The following is a 20334-nucleotide window of genomic DNA, read 5'->3' on the forward strand; positions in this document are numbered from 1 at the left end:
CTGCCCACCCCCATTGCGGGCTCAAAGCAATGCAAGTCCGGGAGGACATTCCGACGGCCCCCGCCTGTGGCACATCAAACAACAAATAAAAATGCCAACGATGGATAAACGACAAATCATCGACACCAACTTCGACACAGCAAAGGCCGATATGAAAACAACCGACTTCATCGACAACGACATAGCGCTCTACGATGACGCCAGTAAGATTCAACTGCCCAAGGAGCCGCGCCGCACAACCTTCATCTTCGTGGGTCTGTGCACAGCGGGCACCGCGAGCTATACAATCGACACCGAGGAAATCACAGTGAAGAAAAACGACATAGTGATAATATCAGAGCGAAGGGTGACCGAGAACTACACGGCCAGCCCCGACCTGGAATGCATCGGCATGTTCATGTCGATGAACTTTTACTACGAGACCATACGCAACGTGAGCGACATATCGGCAATGCTCATCTTCTCGCGCACAAACCCCGTGGTGAGCGTCAGCGAGAATAACGCCAAGATGTTCACCAACTACTTCAGGATACTGCAGAGCAAGACTGCCGACACATCCAACCCCTTCCGCCGCAAAGTGGTGCAGGCGCTCGTGCTGGCCATGTTCTACGACCTCAACGCCATCATCCACCACATGGAGACCAGGGGCATCAGCAAGCGACCAAGGGCCGACATCATCTTCACCGAGTTCATCAGGCTCGTCGAGGGCAACTTCAAGAGCGAGAGGCGCGTGTCGTGGTACGCCGAGCAAATGTGCATAACGCCCAAATACCTGGCCGAGACGGTGAAGCAGGTGAGCCGGCGCACGCCCAACGAATGGATAGACAACTACGTGACGCTCGAGCTCAGGCTGAGGCTCAAAAACTCGTCGAAGAGCATCAAGGAGATTGCCACCGACATGCACTTCCCCAACCAGTCGTTCCTGGGCAAGTACTTCAAGGAGCACGTCGGACTCTCGCCCTCGTCGTACAGGAAGGAGCAATCGCGCCACAGGAGAAACTGAACGGCAGGCAAGGCCGGCGCGGAAAAATCACGACACCACACCGCACGCGCCGCCAAGGCGGCGGCGAAGCAACGCAAAACGGGGCATCCGACACAACCAAACAGCACGTTTGGCCATGCCGGACGCCCCGTTTTGCATCATGAAACGGCCGTCGGAGCCAACCCTCTGGGCCACAGCGGCTTGGCGCGGCCGGGGCTTCGGCGCGGCAAGATGGAACAAATGCTTACAAAAAGCAGCCCGACGGACCGGGCCGACAGGCCGCCGGGCAACGCCGGGGGCAGCCCCCACACAGGGCCGGGCAACGCCGGGAACGCGCCGCCCCCGATGAACAACACTCACATTTCACAGGCAATTACAAGCCTGCAAGCGGCATTCAGCAACACAACCAGAAATATTCGGGGGCATCGACGGCGCAATATTGAAACATAAATCGGACAAATATTCCTAAACAAGTGCCCCTCCCAACTTTTTTGGTCAAATGCTTGCTGAGAGTGAGTGAATTTATTAACTTTGCAATCAGATACACGCCCAGGCCACACAACGGCCGGCGCGATTAAGAGTAATCAATATGGACAGCACAACAAACAAGCAAAACGAGTTTGTGCGGCAGGTGGCAGAGCAGAAATACGAATACGGCTTCACCACCGACGTACACACCGAAATAATAGAAAAAGGCCTGAACGAGGACGTTGTCCGACTAATATCGCAGAAAAAAGGCGAACCTCAGTGGATGCTCGACTTCCGCCTGAAAGCCTTCAAGCGATGGCAGGGCATGACCCAGCCGGCGTGGGCGCACGTCCACCTGCCGGAGATAGACTACCAGGCCATATCCTACTACGCCGACCCCATGGCCGGCAGGAAGAGTGACAAGAAGGAAATAGACCCGGAACTGATGAAGACCTTCGACAAGCTGGGCATACCGCTCGAAGAGCGACTGGCGCTGAGCGGGGTGGCCGTCGACGCCATCATGGACTCCGTGTCGGTGAAGACGACGTTCAAAGAGGAACTGGCCAAAAAGGGAATCATATTCTGCTCCATCGGCGACGCCATCAAGATGCACCCCGAACTGGTAAGGGAATACCTCGGAATGGTGGTCCCCAGCTCCGACAACTTCTTCGCAGCGCTCAACAGCGCCGTGTTCAGCGACGGGTCGTTCGTCTACATCCCCAAGGGCGTGAGGTGCCCCATGGAGCTCAGCTCCTACTTCCGCATCAACGCACGCAACACGGGCCAGTTTGAGCGCACGCTGATAGTGGCCGACGACGACTCGTATGTGTCATACCTGGAGGGTTGCACCGCCCCCATGCGCGACGAGAACCAGCTGCACGCCGCCATCGTCGAGATTGTGGTGAAAGACAGGGCCGAGGTGAAATACTCGACCGTGCAGAACTGGTATCCCGGCGACGAGCAGGGCCGGGGCGGAGTGCTCAACCTGGTGACCAAGCGCGGCGACCTGCGCGGCGAAGGCAGCAAGCTGTCGTGGACACAGGTGGAAACGGGCTCCGCCGTGACGTGGAAGTACCCCTCGTGCATACTCCGCGGCGACAACTCGGTGGCCGAATTCTATTCGGTGGCGGTCACAAACAACTACCAGGAAGCCGACACCGGCACCAAGATGATACACCTCGGGCGCAACACCAAGAGCACCATAATAAGCAAAGGCATATCTGCCGGCAAGAGCCAGAACTCTTACCGCGGACTGGTCAGGGTGGCACCGGCGGCCGAGGGAGCGCGCAACTACTCGTCGTGCGACTCGCTGCTGCTGGGCAGCGACTGCGGAGCCCACACCTTCCCCTACATGGACATACACAACGACACGGCAGTAATAGAGCACGAAGCCACGACAAGCAAGATAAGCGAAGACCAGCTGTTCTACTGCAACCAGCGGGGCATACCTACGGAACAGGCCGTGGGGCTCATCGTGAACGGCTATGCCAAGGAGGTGCTCAACAAGCTGCCCATGGAGTTTGCGGTTGAAGCGCAGAAGCTCCTGAGCGTATCGCTCGAGGGAACGGTGGGCTGACGGCATGCCACAGCACGACGGAGCCTGCACGCCAAGCACAATAACAGAATCAAAGAACACCAATCACAACAAGCATATATGTTAGAAGTAAAAGACCTGCACGCCAAGATTGGCGACAAAGAGATACTGAGAGGCATCAACCTCACCATAAAAGACGGCGAGACCCACGCCATCATGGGCCCCAACGGTTCGGGAAAATCAACACTGAGCGCTGTGCTCGTGGGCAACCCGCTCTACGAGGTGACAAGCGGCTCGGCCACGTTCAACGGCAAAGACCTGCTGGAGATGAACCCCGAAGACAGGGCGCACGAGGGCCTGTTCCTGTCGTTCCAGTACCCCGTGGAGATTCCCGGGGTGTCGATGACCAACTTCATGCGCACGGCAATCAACGAAAAGCGCAAGTATGAAGGCAAGGAGCCGCTGAGCGCAGCCGACTTCCTGAAGCTCTCAAGAGAGAAGAGGAAGATAGTGGAGCTTGACAGCAAGCTCGCCAACCGCTCGGTGAACGAGGGCTTCAGCGGCGGCGAGAAGAAGCGCAACGAGATATTCCAGATGGCCATGCTGGAGCCGAAGCTGTCGATTCTCGACGAGACCGACTCCGGGCTCGACGTCGACGCGCTGCGCATAGTGGCCGAAGGCGTCAACAAGCTCAAGACGCCCGACACCAGCTGCATCGTCATCACGCACTATCAGAGGCTGCTCGACATACTGAAGCCCGACGTGGTGCACGTGCTCTACAAAGGAAGGATAGTGAAGACAGGAGGGCCCGAGCTGGCACACGAGATTGAAGAGCGGGGCTTCGACTGGATTAAAGCGGAAGCAGGGGAGGACTGACATGGCTGGCAACGACAAACCCAAGACAACAGGCAGCGACGCAGCAAGGCAGTACATGGACATCTACGCGCAATGCCGCGACATGATACACAGCCACAGTTGCGACGTGATGAACGCCCCGCGGGACGCCGCCTACGACGACTTCTGCCGGCAAGGGCTGCCCACAAGGAAGGTGGAACGGTACAAGTACACCGACATGGCGCCGCTCTTCGCTCCCGACTACGGCCTCAACCTTAACAGGCTGGAAATACCGGTCAACCCTTACGAGGCCTTCAGGTGCGACGTGCCCAACCTGAGCACATCGCTTTACTTCGTGGTCAACGACGCTTTCTATACCAAACTGCAACCCAAAGGCCACCTGCCCGAAGGCGTAATAATTGGCTCTTTGGCCGAAGAAGCCGCGAAAATGCCCCATCTCATCGGGAAATACTACTCGCGCATAGCCAAGACCGACGGCGATGCGATAACCGCCCTCAACACAATGATGGCGCAAGACGGACTGCTTGTGTATGTGCCCAAGGGCACAAAGGTTGACCGCACGGTGCAGGTGATAAACATACTGCGCTCCGACGTCGACCTGATGGCCAACCGCCGCGTGCTCATCATAGTGGAACCGGAAGCCGAGATAAAGCTGCTGTTCTGCGACCACGCCGTCGACGACCGCAAGTTCCTCACCACACAGGTCATCGAGGCATACGTGGGAGACAACGCCGGGCTCGACCTTTACTGCCTGGAGGAAACCCACGCCAAGAACACAAGGGTGAGCAACCTCTACATAGAGCAGCAAGCCAACAGCCGGGTGAACCACAACATCATCACGCTGCACAACGGGGTGACACGCAACAAGACCGACCTGGCATTCTGCGGCGAGGGCGCCGAGTGCAACCTTTGCGGCTGCGTGATTGCCGACAAGCAGCAACACGTTGACAACAACACGCTCATAGACCACCGCGTGCCGCACTGCACAAGCAACGAACTGTACAAGTATGTGCTCGACGGACACGCCACCGGCGCTTTTGCCGGGAGGGTGCTGGTGCGCCACGGGGCACAGAAGACTGTCTCGCAGGAAACCAACCAGAACCTGTGCGCAACCAAGGAGGCACGCATGTACACCCAGCCCATGCTGGAGATATATGCCGACGACGTGAAATGCGCACACGGATCTACCGTCGGGCAGCTCAACGACGCCGCCATGTTCTACATGCAGCAGCGCGGGATACCGGTCAAGGAAGCCAAGCTTCTGCTTGAGTTTGCCTTCATCAACGAGGTGATCGACCAGATGCAACTGGCACCGCTGCGCGACCGGCTGCACTACCTGGTGGAGAAAAGGTTCAGGGGAGAGCTCAACAAATGCGAAGGATGCAACCTGTGCAAATAAACAACACCGACACCCAACAGCCAACATGAGCAAGATGAATTACGACGTTAACGCCATAAGAAAGGACTTCCCGATACTGTCGAGGACGGTTTACGACAAGCCGCTCGTATACCTCGACAACGCCGCCACTACGCAAAAGCCATTGTGCGTGCTCGACGCCATGCGCGACGAATACCTCAATGCCAATGCCAACGTGCACCGGGGAGTGCATTATCTGTCACAGCAGGCAACCGACTTGCATGAAGCTGCGCGCGAAACCGTGCGCAGCTTTATCAATGCCGGAAGCACAACCGAAATCATATTCACGCGCGGCACCACCGAGAGCATCAACCTCGTGGCCTCGTCTTTCGCCGAGGCGTTCATGCAACCGGGCGACGAGGTGATTGTCTCCGTAATGGAACACCACTCCAACATAGTGCCATGGCAGCTGCAGGCAGCCAAGCGCGGCATCACGATAAAGGTGATTCCGATGGACGACCGCGGCAACCTAGTCACCGATGGAATCGACGATTTGTTCACCGAAAGGACTAAAATTGTGAGCATAGCCCACGTGAGCAACGTGCTCGGAACGGTCAACCCGGTGGAAGAAATCATACGCATCGCCCACTCGCACAACGTGCCCGTGATGGTTGACGGGGCGCAGAGCGCCCCTCACTTCAAGGTCGACGTGCGCTCGATGGACTGCGACTTCTTCGTGTTCAGCGGCCACAAGATGTACGGGCCCACCGGCATCGGCGTGCTCTACGGCAAGGAGGAGTGGCTCGACCGGCTGCCGCCATACCAGGGCGGCGGCGAGATGATAGAGAGCGTGAGCTTCGAGAAGACGGTGTTTGAGCACCTGCCGTTCAAGTTTGAGGCCGGCACGCCCGACTACATCGCCACACACGGACTGGCAAAGGCCATCGAATACATCGGGCGGATTGGCCTCGACAACATCACGGCCCACGAGCACGAGCTCACCACTTACTGCATGGAGCAACTCGGCGGCATCGATGGAATCAGGCTTTTCGGCCAATCCGACCATAAGGACGCCGTCGTTTCGTTCCTCGTGGGCGACATCCACCACCTCGACATGGGCACCCTGCTCGACCGGCTGGGCATTGCCGTGCGCACGGGTCACCACTGCGCACAGCCCCTGATGGACCGTCTGGGCATACTCGGAACGGTGCGTGCGTCGTTCGCCCTGTACAACACGAAAGACGAAGTGGACGCCCTCGTCGACGGAGTGCGCCGCGTTAGCCGCATGTTCTGACCGCCGGCGGCAGCCCACATGTGCCGCCCCGCCCAACACGACGCCTGCCGACGACAGGCCACAAGCCCTTGCATGTATACCATGGCGGGCATTGGCGCAAGCAGGTTGGGAGCAAACAGGCAAACCGCCACTACGCCCGTGAATGGCTGCAAAACAGCAAAGAAAGTGCAGAAAAAGCCCCATTCCATCGGCAAAGGGCCAACAACGGCGGCAAGGCGCAGCCAAATGTGCCGCCCGACGGAAGGCAAATGAATGCCAGGAAAAAGCCCGGCAACGGGAAAAACACATGCCCCGGCCTGCAAACCAACACAAGGCTTGCAGGCCGGGGCATAACTTTATTCTGTCTGCCTGGCAATATCAGCGTTGCCAACCACACCATTTCAATGGGCCGAATGCCGCAACCGGCCGGTGAAAGACACCGTGGCCGAGACCGCCGATGCCGCTCATTCCTCCACCTTCAGCCCCAGACGGCGACATCCGCCCAGCGCCGCCACGAGCCACGCAAGGCAGGCCGCGCGTAGCGCCAGGGGGCAGTCGACAGGAAAAACCGTCAGGAAAAACGCCGCTTGGGCGTTCAACAGCTTCAACGTCTGCCTGATGCCAAGCTCCACACCGAGCACTCCAGAGTAATACTTTGCCAAAGGCGAGAGCACTCTCCGTGCCGCCTTTGCCACCATGACGGATGCCGTGGCTGTGCCGTCTGCCACCCTCACACCGGTTGTCAATGTCATTTCCTCTTTCATTTCCATATATATTATTGTCTTGTTTGTTTAATCGTACGATGCAAAGTAACCTATCTTTTGCGCACAATATGTTCATTCTGCAAGTTTGTTGGTTAACAATTACTAAGCATTAACAACCGTTCACAATCACGGCCAAACAAGAACCACCATCAGCCAATGGCCACGCAGCCATCTCCGCCGACAGCCCCGGAAGCCGTGCCGAGGGCCGGCAGCCGCCGAGGGCCGGCATGCCGGCAGCACAGAAAAGGCCCCCGCCGGCACCAACCGGCGGGGGCCATGACCCTGCTGAAGCCTCAACAGGCTTCAACCAACACTACTTTACAACCACCTTACGGCACTTTCCGGCCGACTTAACTATGTATATGCCACTGCTCAGGTTGCCCTCCGCCACCCTGTCGCCCGACAGAGTGTAGTATGCAGCGGCTTCGGTCGCATCGGCCTCTGCAGCCGTTATGCCGTCGGCAACGGCGTTTTCAAAGTCGGCATACCTTATTCCACCGGCATTGGCAACCTCACATGCCGTGGCATCCTCGTCGTCGTAATTATATATGAAGGCCACAGCCTGCAGGTTGTCGCGCACCCACTGGGAGCTCAACACAAACTCGCAAGAGTAGACATAGTCGTCGCCGGTCCACTCTATGGCGTCGCCCCACGTGCTGTTGCAGGCCCTCACCACATGGTTGTGGGTGAAACTGCCCGACGCCCCGGCCTGGCTCCTCGCGCTTATTCCGTCTTCGAGCAGGTAGACAGTGATGCGCGGATTGTCGCAAATGGCGTCGATTGACTTCGCCCCGCTCACCGTCACCCTGACCTTGTTGTTGTCTGCCTCGTCAACGGCGGCCTCAACCTCCATCGAAACGTAAGCCGGCTCGGCCAGCCGAGCGTTCCAGTAAGCCTCCATCTCGCCCTGCGACGTGGGGCACATCACCGGCGTGCTACCGCTGAAGTTATAGCGGTCTATCATCATGGCAGGCGCATAGGTGCTTCCCCCGGCGTTGTAGAACCACAGATAGTCGGTTGCAAACGAGGCCGTGAGCCAGTCGGTGTAATACCCCGAATGGTGGCAGGCAACGAAAACACGGCCGTCGTACTGGCCCGACTCGAGGGCATCATTGATGTAGGCGGCCACGCGCGGACAGTTGGGGCATTGCTCCGTGGTGAATTCCTCGACGATGATGTTGCGCGTGAAATCGTGCGTCACCACCTCAAACGACCCGGAAAGCATGTTGTCAGACGGGTCTTCGTCGGCCCCCTCGGCAATGTTGCCTATCGTCACGGTGGCTTCGCTCACTCCGTCGCCCTCGTCCGTTATGCCCGGCTCAACCGTAACGCTGAAGTCCATCGTCTCGTTGTATGCCAGGTTTGCGTCTACATGCGCCGCGCAAGGGCCAGTCCCGCCCTCAGCATCGACAATGACGTCAAAGCCGCTGACGGTCACCGTGGCCAGGTTCTTGACGCTTCCCGACACCGTGAGAGTGCCTTTCTGTATTGCGTAACGCTTTTGCAGGCTCACATCTGTGAGCGCAAGGTTTACCGAAGGCAGCCTGTCGCCATACACAAGCCCCTCAACACACAGCGTCCCCTCGCTGCCCCTGTCGGCCCACTCTTCGCCCGGCATCTTGACATAGAGGCCGCCCGGAGTAGGCACCGACAGCGTGGAGAGCCCGAACGAAGCCCCCTTCTGATGGAACGAGTAGCCAATGTAAAGGCCTCCGGAGCCATCCTCGGGTATGTCGTAAGGCGTCTCGAGCCCCACCACGTTCCATCCTTTCGCAATCTTAACCTCAGAGTCGGTGGTGATACGGCCCTCGGCGATGTTGTCGCCGTCGAGTTCGCTGCGCACCCACACCGTCAGCGTGTCCACATTGAGCTTCGATGCCAGTCCCGCCCTTATGGAGTCTATGCTGTTGCCGCCGTATGTCGCAATGGTGCCGGCGGGAATATAGATTGCAGCGCTTATCCAAACATCTTTCTCAGACGAGGCAATGTTGCCGCTCGTGCTCACTTCCCCGTTGCAATACCCCACGTTGATGCCCGACACATCTGCATATCCCTGCAGCCCGAGCGAGAGCATTGCCATGATAGATAAAATGGTCTTCTTCATCATTTCCTCAATATTTTGTTAGTCCTTACGGTACCGTCGTCATAATAAACCTTCACTATGTTCAGTCCGCGTGCCAGCGTCGCGACGCGCACTCCGGCCGCGTTGTAAATCTCCTGGGCCACAGGCTTGGCCGTGGGAGACGCCGCAGGCTTGATGCCCGAGGCCCATCCGTCGCGTGTGAACACGAATATGTCGTCGAGCTTGAGCACATACTGGCCCATGCAGTCGTGGTGGCGGAAGCAGATGTTGACCGTCTGCCCGGCGTAGTCGCCCAGGTCTACCACGTTCTCGCGCCACACGCTGGCATCGAGGGTGTCGAGCGTCTGGGTGAGCAACGGCGTGAGCGAGCCAAGGCTGCCGGCATCGGCCACCTGCTCGGGCGTTGCCACGTAGACGCTGTATGTCTCGCTTGGCCTGTTCGAACTGTGCGAAGCGGCATACCAACGCATCACCGCGCCGTCGGCAGGAATGGTTATGGCAGGCGAGAACAGCCAGTTGTCGGGCTCAATGTCGCCGTTGTAGAAACTGTATGACGCCGAGCCTATGCAGTCGTTGCCTCCGTGGCACCACTCGGGATAGTAGCCAGCGAAGAGGTTGTAGCCCAGGTTCCAGCACTCCCCGTCGAGGTCGGCATCGTAATAGCTCCATCCGTAGGCCTGGTCTTCAATGTCGCCGATGAGCAGCAAGCCGTCAGAGCTGCGCGCCACTCCCTTGCAGTCTACCACGAAGTCGCCGGCGTTGGTCTTTATTGTCAGCTGTCCCTCGAAGTCGCCCGGCTCCGACGGGTAGAACCACAGCTCCACTTCGAGCTCCTTGTCGAACGCCGCGGCAGACGTTGGCGTTATCCCGTAGAACGGGGCGTTGCCCTCTATCGAGTTGACCACGAGGTCAAGGCTGCCCGTGTTGTGCAGCCTCACCCTGGCCACGGTGTACCGCTGGTTGCCCACATAGGTGGAGTCGAACACCACCTCGGTGTCGAGCAGCTCGGCCGAGTGCTCCTCGAAGTCGATGACGTGCAGCCTGAGGTTGCTCAGCTCGAGGCGGTCTTTGCCGTGGAACACCGTGTCGCCACACTGGTAGAACGAGAACTTGATGTAATGGTCGCCGGGGATGCAGGTCAGGAACGACCTCCACGAATCACTGCTGCCGAACACTGCCTCCGAGCCGGCGTCGGTATCGCCGAAGGCGTAGGTCATGCCGCTGTTCATCGGGTGGGATATCTCAAACGTGGAGTAGTCGCCCGAGTAGCTTGCGCCCGGCGTGCCATACGAGTGTCCGTCCCACGAGAGGTAGCCGATCTTGCCCGAGGGCACCGAGAAGTTTACCTGCAGCCACGACGTGTTGGCCGTGTAGTCGGGCTGCTGCGAGCTTGCGTTGTAGGCCATGTCGCCCTCTACGATGAACGGGCTCTGCGAGTTGGTCGTGAACGTCATGCTCTCTGCGCCCTCGGCCACTATCTTGCTGAAGTCGGGCATATCCCTAACAAATGCCTTCAGCGTCACCTCGAAGTTGCCGGCGCTGGTCTCCAGCGTGGCCTTTCCCTCGTAGGTGCCGGCCTTGTCGGCCCTGAACGCTACCTGCACAGCCAGCTGCTTAAGTATCTCGGCAGAGCCCGAGGGCCTCAGCACCGTAAAGGCCTCGTTGTCACACCCCACGGCATTGACCGTGAGCGGGGCGAGCCCCTTGTTGAGGAGCGTTATCTCGGCCTCTCCCTCTACGGTGTTGCCATCAACGATGAAGTTGCCGAAGTCTACCGTCGGCGTCACCAGCTCGGCCGCGTTGGCGTCGGCCGGACTGCTCTCCAGGCACAGGTCGTAGACATACAGGTGGTTGTCGTCGATGCCGGAGTAATAGTAGCTGTCATACTGGAACTTCACATTGTGCTCGCCCGGGGCCAGTTCCACCTCGCCGTCGATGGTCGCCTCGGCGTCGGTATAGCTGGCATAGGCCGTGTTCATGTCGTCGACGAACATCCCGCCGGCGTTTGAGTACCAGTAGCCGGTGTTGAAGCTCTTGCCTTTCCACGAGAAGCGGCCCACCTGCCCGTCGGGCACGGTGAACTTGACGTTGAGCCACGACGAGGCGTTGCCGTCGCCGTGGGTCATCGACTGCGCCACGGCTGTGCCGTCGTCGAGGGTCTGCATGGCAAAAGGATAGTCCACTCCGGTGGAGAACTCGAAGTCGCCGCCCTTCACGATGCCGCTGTAGTCGGGAAAGGGCTCAACCACCCCACCGAGCAGCATCAGTATGGGCTCGGCGCTGCCGGCCGCGTTCTCATACTCAATCATGGCTATGCCCTCATACTCGCCGGGCTCGGCGGCCGAGAACCTGAACGTGACGCTCGCCGTGTCTTGGCCGCCAACGGAGCCCATGCCGTCGGCCGACGTGAACGACTCGCCGTCAGACTCTACCGTCGTGACGAAGTCGGCGGCGTCGGCCCCCATGTTTATCAGCGTCACGCTGCGGTCGATAGGCGTGTTGGGGAATGTAGTGCCGAAGTCGAAGCTGCTGTTGAAGGCCACCAGCTGTGAGCCGGCCTTGGGCAGCACGGCCCTAAAACTGCGGTAAGTGACATACTGCCCGTACGACTGCGACCCGTTGGCCGTGTATTGCGCCACGCCGAAGCTTTGGTCGGTGGTGATGGCCTCGAAGTCGCCTTCAACGTTGAACACCAGCTCCGTCTGGGGGCTTAGCGTGCCCTCTTCGTCAACGGTGCCGCAAATGAGCGTGCCCACATAGGCCCCGCCAAGTATGCCCACAACCGTTGCGTTGGCAAAGTTGGTTGACGCGGGTATGGTGATTGTCTTCTGCTGCGGGTCGTAAACGCCCTCCACGGGATACTCCGTGTTGACGTAATACGTGTTGTCGGGGTCGTAGAGGTTGAACAGGTTCTTAAACGTTACCTTCGTCCCGTCGACGGCAATGCCTATGTCGTATATCTTGATGTCGCCGCCGTCGTAGGTGAACGAATAGTTTTTCATGTATGTCTGGGCTGCGGTGAAATAAGCCACGGTGTCTACCGACTGGCCGTCGGCGCGCTTCAGGCCCGTAGGCTTGGGCCTTGCCACAGGATGACTCGACAGCACCTGCCTGTGCTTCGCCGCCTGTTCCATTAGTAGTTTGCCATCATACTGGCGTTGCAAATTCAGTGGGTTGAATGTCTTTGGCAGTATGTCCGCCGGCTTGCCGGGCAACTGCTGAGCGTACGTTGCAATGCTCAAGCCAAAGGCAATGATTAAAGCTGGTAAAGTTTTCATACGCATCAATTGTTGGTTAATGTTAACGATTATTCGCCGGCAAATATAACACAATCTTTTAAAAACACAAAATAAATACACAAAAATATTCTTTGTGAGATATAAAACTTTCGGTTTGCCAGATTTGAGCTATATATTTCTTAAGATTGTAAGATAGACAACAAACCGCCATATTACATATTATTTAATAAAACAGGAGCCAAATGCAACAGAAACTTAAAGCCGCCACGCCCGCCAAACGCCCGGCGGAGCGGCGCGGCACATACAGGCCTGTGGCACGGATTGCGGCGCAGAGGCAAACAAGTGAAGGCGCGACACAATAAAACCGCGGCCACGGCGGTTATCATTATTGTGGCGACAAACCGCCCGGCGGCGCGACGCCAACACAGACAACAACCGCAAAACGAACCTGGAAATGACAAAACTGAAGCCTGCCGCGCTCGAGAGCCATTACTACGACGGGCTCGTCGAGGCCGGATGCGACGAGGCCGGGCGCGGGTGCCTGGCCGGAAGCGTTTATGCCGCCGCCGTGATTCTGCCGCCCGACTACCGCAACGACGCCCTCAACGACTCAAAACAGCTGTCGGCCAAGAGCCGCAACCGCCTGCGCGAAGAGATTGAGCGCGACGCCGTGGCATGGGCCGTGGGCATTGTGACGCCCGAAGAGATTGACCGCATCAACATTCTCAACGCCAGCATTCTGGCCATGCACCGCGCCCTCGACGCCCTCAAGGTGCGACCGGAAGCCGTGATTGTAGACGGCAACCGGTTTAAGCCTTACGCCGGCCTGCCCTATTCCACCATAGTGAAAGGCGACGGAAAGTATCTTGCCATAGCCGCCGCGAGCATTCTGGCCAAGACTTATCGCGACGACTACATGGACAAACTGGCCGAACAATACCCCCAATACGATTGGCAGAGCAACAAAGGCTACCCCACGAAAAACCACCGAAATGCAATAAAAACATTCGGAATCACCCCATTCCATCGGCGGACGTTCAACCTGCTGGGCAACACGCAGCTGACGCTCTGGCCCGACGACGGACAGTGAGCGCAACGCCGACGGGGCGCCAAGGCCCGGGGGCGGCCACGCCGACGGGGCACGGAAAAGAGCCGGACGGGCTGCAAGCGCAACCGCCTGGCAGCCAGCCTGTTGGCAAAACGGGCCGTATGGCAGTGCAAAACGGGCCGTTTCAGAGTGCAAAACGGCCCATACCGGCAGGCAAAACGGCCCATCTGGCAGAACCGTATAGCCAATTGGCGGTTAATAAACATTAAAAGCATAGCGCCCGGACGTTTTTATATGTATATTTGCATCATGGTTCCGCACGTGGCGCAATGGCCCTGCGGAATACACAGAGAAACCTAATCAAAACCGACTAACCACCCAACAGCCATGACGACAAGACCATTCTGCATAGCCCTGGCACTCGCCGCATGCCTCACCTGCCGCGCCCAACTGACCATTGAGCAGTGCTACGAAAAGGCAAGGGCCAACTACCCGCTCATAAAACGATACTCGCTGATAGACAAGACCGAGGGCATCGACCTGGCACGCGCAGCCAAGGGCTACCTGCCGCAGCTGGCCCTGTCGGCCCAGGCGTCGGTGCAGAGCGACGTGACCGACATACCCATCGATCTGGGCAGCATCGGCGTGGACGGCATAGAGATACCCACCATGAGCCGCGACCAGTACAAGGCCACCATAGACCTGAGCCAGTCGATATGGGACGGGGGCAACATCAGCTCGCGGCGAAAGGCGGTGCGCGCACAGGCAGAGGCCGACAGGCGGCAGACCGACGTGAACCTCTACGCGGTGAACGCACGGGTGAACAGGGTGTTCTTCGGCCTGCTGCTCGTCGACGCGCAACTGGGGCAGAACCGCCTGCTGCAAGACGAGCTGGCCAGCAACTGCCGGAGGGTTGAAGCCTGCATGGCCGGCGGACTGGCCAACCAGTCGGACGCCGACGCGCTGCACGTAGACCTGGCCAGGGCCAGGCAGGCCGAGGCGCAGCTGAAGGCCACCAGGGCCGGGCTCGGGGCCATGCTCTCGCTGCTCATAGGCGAGCCCGTGGACAGCACAACGCAACTGGCCCGGCCCACAGGCGCGACGCCGCCGACGGCCGCCGCCAACCGCCGCCCCGAACTGTCGCTCTACGACGCGCAGGCCGCGGCGCTGCGCACACAGGGCTCGGCCATAACCGCCGGGCTCATGCCGCGCCTCAGCCTGTTTGCCACAGGGGGCTACGGCAAGCCCGGGCTCGACATGTTCGACGACCGATTCAGGCTGTTCGGCATAGCCGGCGTGAGGCTGCAGTGGAACATAGGGGCCCTGTATACGGCCAAGGCCGACCGGCGCCGCATAGAGACGGGCATCGACGAGGTGGCAAACAGGCGCGAGGCATTTGTCTTCGACACCGCCCTCGACACGGCGCAACGCTCGGCCGAGATAAGGAAATACGACGAGATGATAGGCTACGACGACGAGATAATACGCCTCAGGCGAAGCGTCAAGCAGGCATCGGTGGCAAAGATGGAGCGGGGAACGATATCGGGCACCGACCTGGCCACCGACATCAACGCCGAGCACGCTGCCGTGCAAGACAAGATTCTGCACGAGACGCAGCGGCTCGAAGCCATCTACAACCTGAAGTTTGCAACCAACAACTAACGCACAACGACTATGAGACCATCAGCGTTTTTGGCACTTGCGGCGGCCCTGGCCGCGGCATCGTGCAGCAACGGCGGCGACGGCCACGACGCCTCGGGCGTGTTCGAGACCACCGAAGTGACAGTGTCGGCCCGGGGGGCCGGCGAGATTATGCGCCTCGACGCCGAAGAGGGGCAGACACTGAGCGCCGGGCAGACCGTGGGCCAGATTGACACCGTGCAGCTGTCGCTCAAGAGAGCCGAGCTCGAAGCGTCGCTCCAGGCTGCCGACAGCCGCCGCTACAACGTGGCAAGGCAGGTGGCGGCACTGCGCAGCGAGATAGCCACGGCCGAGCGGGAGAGGCGGCGCTTCGAGGCGCTCGTGGCCCAAAAGGCGGCCAACGCCAAGCAACTCGACGACATCAACGCCCGGCTCGACGCGCTAAGGGCGCAACTCAAGGCGCAGCAAGAGACGCTCGAAAAGGGCAACAGCGGCGCCGGAGCGCAGGCCAGGGCCATCGAGGCGCAGATAGCACAGGTGGAAGACCGCATGGCCAAGTGTGCCATTGTGTGTCCTACGGGCGGCACCGTGCTGGCCAAGTATGCCGAGCGGGGCGAGCTGGCGGCCGAGGGGCGCAGCCTGTTCACCGTGGGCGACATCTCGCGGATGCGCCTGCGGGCCTATGTGACGGCCCCGCTGCTCACACGCATCAAGATTGGCCAGAAGGTGAAGGTGTATGCCGACGACGGCGAGAGCGGCAGCCGCGAATACGGGGGCGTGGTGGAATGGATATCCGACAAGGCCGAGTTTACGCCCAAGACCATACAGACGCGCGACGAGCGGGCCAACCTTGTGTATGCCATCAAGGTGGCAGTGAAAAACGACGGATACATAAAGAGGGGCATGTACGGCGAGGTTGACTTCTGAACGGAGGCCCCCGCGGGATGCGCCACAGGCCGCGACGGGCACCAAACACGCAACAGACAATGAGCAGACACAGTGTAGTGGTTGACCACATAGCCAAGAGCTACGGCCGGGTGAAGGCCGTCGGCAACCTGAGCCTCGACGTTGGCCGGGGCGAACTCTTCGGTATCATCGGCCCCGACGGGGCCGGCAAGACAACGCTGTTCAGGATATTGGCCACGCTGATGCTGCCCGACAGCGGGCGGGCAACCGTGGGCGGGCTCGACGTGGTGGCCGACTACCGGGCCGTCAGGGGCATCATCGGCTACATGCCGGGGCGGTTTTCGCTATACCCCGACCTGACAGTAGAGGAAAACCTCGAGTTCTTCGCAACGGTGTTCGGCACCACCGTCGAGGCCAACCGCCACCTGGTGGACGACATCTACCGCCAGATAGAGCCGTTCAGGAAGCGCCCCGCCGGCAAGCTTTCGGGCGGCATGAAGCAGAAACTGGCCCTGAGCTGCGCGCTGATACACAAGCCCGAGGTGCTGCTGCTCGACGAACCGACCACCGGCGTCGACCCCGTCTCGCGCAAGGAGTTCTGGGCCATGCTGCTGAAACTGCGCAACGAGGGCATAACGATACTCGTGTCGACACCCTACATGGACGAGGCCACGCTCTGCGACCGCATCGCGCTGGTCAAAGACGGCTCGCTGCTGGGCACCGACACGCCCGGGGGCATTGTAGGCCGATACCCCACGGCGCTCTACGCCGTGCGCTCCGTCGACATGCACAGGCTCATGGCCGACCTGGCCGGCTACCCCGGGGCGGCATCGGCCTTCTCGTTCGGCGACGCGTTCCACGTGACGCTGGCACCGGGCACGGCCCCCGCCGACCTGCAAAGCCACCTTGCCGCGCTGGGGCACAAGGCCGTATGCATAGAGCAGACGGCCCCCACGGTGGAGGACTGCTTCATGCTTTTGAGCCAAAAAGAGGAATGACACGGATGAGAGAGACAGTGATTCACACAGACAGGCTGACCAAGAGGTTCGGCAACTTCACCGCCGTCGACCACATATCGTTCGACGTCGGGCGCGGCGAGATATTCGGATTCCTCGGCGCCAACGGCGCCGGCAAGACCACGGCCATGCGGATGCTCTGCGGACTGAGCCGCCCGACGGAGGGCAGCGGCAGCGTGGCGGGATACGACATAGCCACGCAACCGGAGATGGTAAAGCGCAACATAGGCTACATGAGCCAGCGTTTCTCGCTCTATGAAGACCTGAAGGTGTGGGAGAACCTGAGGCTGTTCGGGGGCATCTACGGCCTCGGCGCACGCCAAACGGCCACAAAGACCGACGAGATGCTATGCAGGCTGGGCCTCGAAGGCGAGCGCGACACGCTCGTAAAGGCCCTGCCGCTGGGCTGGAAACAGAAGCTGGCGTTCTCTGTTGCCATATTCCACAAGCCTCGGGTGGTGTTTCTCGACGAGCCCACGGGGGGCGTCGACCCGGCCGCCCGACGCCGTTTCTGGGAACTGATATACAGCGCCGCCGACAGCGGGATAACCGTATTCGTGACCACCCACTACATGGACGAGGCCGAATACTGCGACCGCGTGAGCATAATGGTGGACGGACGGATAGAGGCCCTCGACAGGCCCGCCGCACTGAAACGGCAATTCGAGGCGCCCACCATGGACGAGGTGTTCCGCCGACTGGCCCGCAAGGCCACACGGCAGTCTGACTGACAACCATCAAAACCTACAAGATGAGACAGTTCAAGTCATTCGTCAAGAAAGAGTTTCTGCAGATATTCCGCGACAGGCGCACGCTGCTCATACTGCTGGCCATGCCGCTCGTGCTGGTGATGGCCCTGGGATACGCCATCAAGACCGAGCTTAACAACGCGCGCATGGCTGTGTTCGACGCATCGAAAGACGCCCGGACGCTGCGCATAAAGGAGGCTTTCAGGGCCAGCAAGTGGTTTACCATAGTCGAGGAAGCGCCGACAATGGCACGCATCGACGAGCTTTTCAGCCGCGGAGAGATAAGCATGGCGCTCGTGTTCGGCCCCGACTTTGCCGCCACCATGGGCAAGCCAGCAGGAGAAACGGCCATACAGGTGATTGCCGACGGCACCGACCCCAACCAGGCGGCCATGCTCACGGCCTACGCACAGGGCGTGATGGCCACCGCCGCCGGCACCGGAGGGGGCATAGGCATACACACGCGGATGCTCTACAACCCACAGCAGAAAAGCTCATACAACTTCGTACCGGGCGTGATGGGCCTCGTGCTGATGCTCATCTGCGCCATGATGACATCGGTGGCCATAGTGCGCGAGAAGGAGACGGGCACCATGGAGGTGCTCCTGGCCTCGCCCATGAAGCCGCTGCACATCATACTCTCGAAGATGGCGCCATACTTCACGCTCTCGGTGGTCAACATCGTCACGGTGCTGCTGCTGGCGGTCTTCGTCATGGGCGTGCCCATACGCGGCAGCATAGCGTGGCTTTCGGTGGCCTCGGTGCTGTTCATCGTGGTGGCGCTGGCGCTCGGGCTGCTCATCTCGACGCTCGTAGACAGGCAGATGTCGGCCCTGCTCGTGTCGGGCATTGGGCTGATGATGCCCACGCTGGTGTTCTCGGGGCTCATCTTCCCGATAGAGAACATGCCGGCGGCGCTGCGCTGGATATCCGACATAATACCCGCACGGTGGTATATCTCGGCCGTGCGCAAGATAATGATCGAGGGCACCGGGCCCGAGTCGTTTGCCAAGGAACTGTGCATCATAGCGCTCATGGCGGTGGTGCTCATGGCTGCCGCCATGAAGAAATTCAAGGTGAGGCTGTGCTGAACGGCACCCGGGCCGCCCTGACGGGCCGCAAGCCGCCAAGCCGCAGCGGCAAGGCTGCAGCGCAGGGCGGCAACAACTAACCACAACAATAGCCAACTATGCTCAAGTATCTACTGGAAAAAGAGTTCAAGCAGATTGTCCGCAACACCTTCCTGTCGAAGATGATGGTCATCCTTCCCATCATGACCATAGTGGTGTTCCCCTATGTCACCAGCCAGGAAGTGACCGACGTGAAGGTCTGCATCGTCGACAACGACCGCAGCCAGGCCTCGCAAAGGCTCGCGCAGAAGGTGGAGGCGTCGGGCTGCTTCAGCGTCGCGGGCTACGAGCCCACCTACGGCAAGGCCATGAAGGGCATCGAGGAGGGCTCGGCCGACATCGTGCTCGAGATACCGCGGGGCTTCGCCAAGAGCCGCGGCCGGGGCGAAGAGCCGCAGGTGACGGTGGCGGCCAACTCGGTGAACGGTGTGCGCGGCGGCCTCGGGTCGCAATACCTGTCGGCCGTCATTGCCGCCTTTGCCGCCGAAGAGGGCGGCAGCGAAGCCCGGGCGGCGCAAGGGATGGCGGCCGGGGCCGGCCCGGCCACGCTCTACCGATACAACCCCACGCTCGACTACAAGGTGTTCATGGTGCCCGGACTGATTGCCGTGCTCATCACGCTGCTGTGCTGCGCCCTGACGGCACTCAACATTGTGGGCGAGAAAGAGGCCGGGACGATTGAGCAAATCAACGTGACGCCGGTGCCGAAGAGCCTGTTCATACTGGCCAAGCTGATGCCAAACTGGGCCATAGGGCTGCTCTCGCTCTCGTTCGGCGTTGCCTTTGCATGGGCCGTCCACGGCATCTCGCCGCTGCAAGGGCTGCCGTCGATAGTGCTCTTCTCGGCCGTCTACATACTCGTGGCGTCGGCCATGGGCATGGTGATATCCAACTATTCAGACACCATGCAGCAGGCCATGTTCCTCATGTTCTTCTTCCTGATACTGATGATGCTAACGTGCGGACTGTTCACTCCCATCGAGAGCATGCCCGAATGGGCGCAGAAGATAACCACGCTAAACCCCATGAGATACTTCACGAAGGCCATGAGGCTGGCCTACCTGCGCGGAAGCTCGCCGGCGGAGCTGGCCCGCGAACTGATGTGGCTGGGCGGATTTGCCGTGGTGCTGAACGCCTGGGCCGTGGCAAGCTACAAGAAGAGCAACTGACGCGCGGCCACGCCGGCCTTGGCGGCGAACGCCAAAAAGTGGGCGCGCGGCCCTTGCACATCGGCGGAAAATGAGTAACTTTGCCGCCCGAAAGCCGGAGGCGGCAACAGGCCGCGGCGG

The 20334-nt window shown here is 60.0% G+C and carries 13 protein-coding genes and 1 pseudogene; 11 read left to right on the forward strand and 3 right to left on the reverse strand.

From position 1 onward, the window contains the following. Positions 1-100: 100 nt before the first annotated feature. The 5 genes from M3089_RS08545 (at position 101) to M3089_RS08565 (ending at position 6490) form a co-directional block, all read left to right on the forward strand. Complete coding sequence (locus tag M3089_RS08545; protein ID WP_249083359.1) at positions 101-1003, forward strand: helix-turn-helix domain-containing protein; 903 nt, start codon at positions 101-103, stop codon at positions 1001-1003. 568 nt (positions 1004-1571) lie between these two features. Next, on the forward strand, positions 1572-3026 hold the full coding sequence (gene sufB / locus M3089_RS08550; protein WP_249083361.1) for a Fe-S cluster assembly protein SufB: 1455 nt from the start codon (positions 1572-1574) through the stop codon (positions 3024-3026). 78 nt (positions 3027-3104) lie between these two features. After that, positions 3105-3860: a Fe-S cluster assembly ATPase SufC gene (gene sufC, locus M3089_RS08555; RefSeq protein ID WP_249083363.1), complete on the forward strand. Its 756-nt coding sequence runs from the start codon at positions 3105-3107 to the stop codon at positions 3858-3860. 1 nt (position 3861) lies between these two features. Next, on the forward strand, positions 3862-5238 hold the full coding sequence (gene sufD / locus M3089_RS08560; protein WP_249083365.1) for a Fe-S cluster assembly protein SufD: 1377 nt from the start codon (positions 3862-3864) through the stop codon (positions 5236-5238). Positions 5239-5272: 34 nt separating this feature from the next. Beyond that, the gene (locus M3089_RS08565) at positions 5273-6490 is read left to right on the forward strand and encodes a cysteine desulfurase (RefSeq protein WP_249083367.1); all 1218 of its coding nucleotides are present in this window, start codon (positions 5273-5275) and stop codon (positions 6488-6490) included. Between the two features lie 443 nt (positions 6491-6933). Here the strand turns inward: M3089_RS08565 and M3089_RS08570 are convergent, their stop codons facing one another. The 3 genes from M3089_RS08570 to M3089_RS08580 form a co-directional block, all read right to left on the reverse strand. Then, complete coding sequence (locus M3089_RS08570; RefSeq protein WP_249083368.1) at positions 6934-7239, reverse strand: hypothetical protein; 306 nt, start codon at positions 7237-7239, stop codon at positions 6934-6936. A 307-nt stretch (positions 7240-7546) separates the two neighbouring features. Next, on the reverse strand, positions 7547-9340 hold the full coding sequence (locus M3089_RS08575) for an Omp28-related outer membrane protein (RefSeq protein ID WP_249083370.1): 1794 nt from the start codon (positions 9338-9340) through the stop codon (positions 7547-7549). Then, positions 9337-12594: a choice-of-anchor J domain-containing protein gene (locus M3089_RS08580; protein ID WP_249083372.1), complete on the reverse strand. Its 3258-nt coding sequence runs from the start codon at positions 12592-12594 to the stop codon at positions 9337-9339. Before M3089_RS08580 ends, M3089_RS08575 begins: the two co-directional genes overlap by 4 nt. A gap of 415 nt (positions 12595-13009) precedes the next feature. On the opposite strand from M3089_RS08580, the gene M3089_RS08585 reads away from it, so the two are divergent. From M3089_RS08585 to M3089_RS08615, 6 genes and pseudogenes are all read left to right on the forward strand, one after another. Further along, positions 13010-13645 carry a ribonuclease HII gene (locus M3089_RS08585; protein ID WP_249083374.1) on the forward strand — a complete coding sequence of 212 codons (636 nt, stop codon included), beginning with the start codon at positions 13010-13012 and terminating at the stop codon, positions 13643-13645. 345 nt (positions 13646-13990) lie between these two features. Further along, positions 13991-15265, forward strand: coding sequence for a TolC family protein (locus M3089_RS08590; RefSeq protein WP_249083376.1), 1275 nt, complete (start codon positions 13991-13993; stop codon positions 15263-15265). Between the two features lie 12 nt (positions 15266-15277). Beyond that, positions 15278-16171, forward strand: a complete 894-nt coding sequence (locus M3089_RS08595) for an HlyD family secretion protein (RefSeq protein WP_249083378.1) — start codon at positions 15278-15280, stop codon at positions 16169-16171. An 89-nt stretch (positions 16172-16260) separates the two neighbouring features. Then, positions 16261-17897, forward strand: a pseudogene (locus M3089_RS15965) (ATP-binding cassette domain-containing protein). 20 nt (positions 17898-17917) lie between these two features. Further along, positions 17918-19006 carry an ABC transporter permease gene (locus M3089_RS08610; protein WP_249083382.1) on the forward strand — a complete coding sequence of 363 codons (1089 nt, stop codon included), beginning with the start codon at positions 17918-17920 and terminating at the stop codon, positions 19004-19006. Positions 19007-19104: 98 nt separating this feature from the next. Beyond that, on the forward strand, positions 19105-20214 hold the full coding sequence (locus M3089_RS08615; protein ID WP_249083384.1) for an ABC transporter permease: 1110 nt from the start codon (positions 19105-19107) through the stop codon (positions 20212-20214). The last annotated feature ends 120 nt before the right edge of the window (positions 20215-20334 follow it).

The sequence above is a fragment of the Marseilla massiliensis genome, from assembly GCF_023336985.1.
GTDB classification, from domain to species: Bacteria; Bacteroidota; Bacteroidia; order Bacteroidales; family Bacteroidaceae; genus Prevotella; species Prevotella intestinigallinarum.

Coding starts and splice junctions, on each gene's coding strand:
- M3089_RS08585 (WP_249083374.1), top strand. CDS start 13,010: ATGACAAAACTGAAGCCTGCCGCGCTCGAGAGCCATTACTACGACGGG.
- M3089_RS08595 (WP_249083378.1), top strand. CDS start 15,278: ATGAGACCATCAGCGTTTTTGGCACTTGCGGCGGCCCTGGCCGCGGCA.
- M3089_RS08580 (WP_249083372.1), bottom strand. CDS start 12,594: ATGAAAACTTTACCAGCTTTAATCATTGCCTTTGGCTTGAGCATTGCA.
- sufC (WP_249083363.1), top strand. CDS start 3,105: ATGTTAGAAGTAAAAGACCTGCACGCCAAGATTGGCGACAAAGAGATA.
- sufD (WP_249083365.1), top strand. CDS start 3,862: ATGGCTGGCAACGACAAACCCAAGACAACAGGCAGCGACGCAGCAAGG.
- M3089_RS08570 (WP_249083368.1), bottom strand. CDS start 7,239: ATGGAAATGAAAGAGGAAATGACATTGACAACCGGTGTGAGGGTGGCA.
- M3089_RS08590 (WP_249083376.1), top strand. CDS start 13,991: ATGACGACAAGACCATTCTGCATAGCCCTGGCACTCGCCGCATGCCTC.
- sufB (WP_249083361.1), top strand. CDS start 1,572: ATGGACAGCACAACAAACAAGCAAAACGAGTTTGTGCGGCAGGTGGCA.
- M3089_RS08565 (WP_249083367.1), top strand. CDS start 5,273: ATGAATTACGACGTTAACGCCATAAGAAAGGACTTCCCGATACTGTCG.
- M3089_RS08575 (WP_249083370.1), bottom strand. CDS start 9,340: ATGATGAAGAAGACCATTTTATCTATCATGGCAATGCTCTCGCTCGGG.
- M3089_RS08615 (WP_249083384.1), top strand. CDS start 19,105: ATGCTCAAGTATCTACTGGAAAAAGAGTTCAAGCAGATTGTCCGCAAC.
- M3089_RS08545 (WP_249083359.1), top strand. CDS start 101: ATGGATAAACGACAAATCATCGACACCAACTTCGACACAGCAAAGGCC.
- M3089_RS08610 (WP_249083382.1), top strand. CDS start 17,918: ATGAGACAGTTCAAGTCATTCGTCAAGAAAGAGTTTCTGCAGATATTC.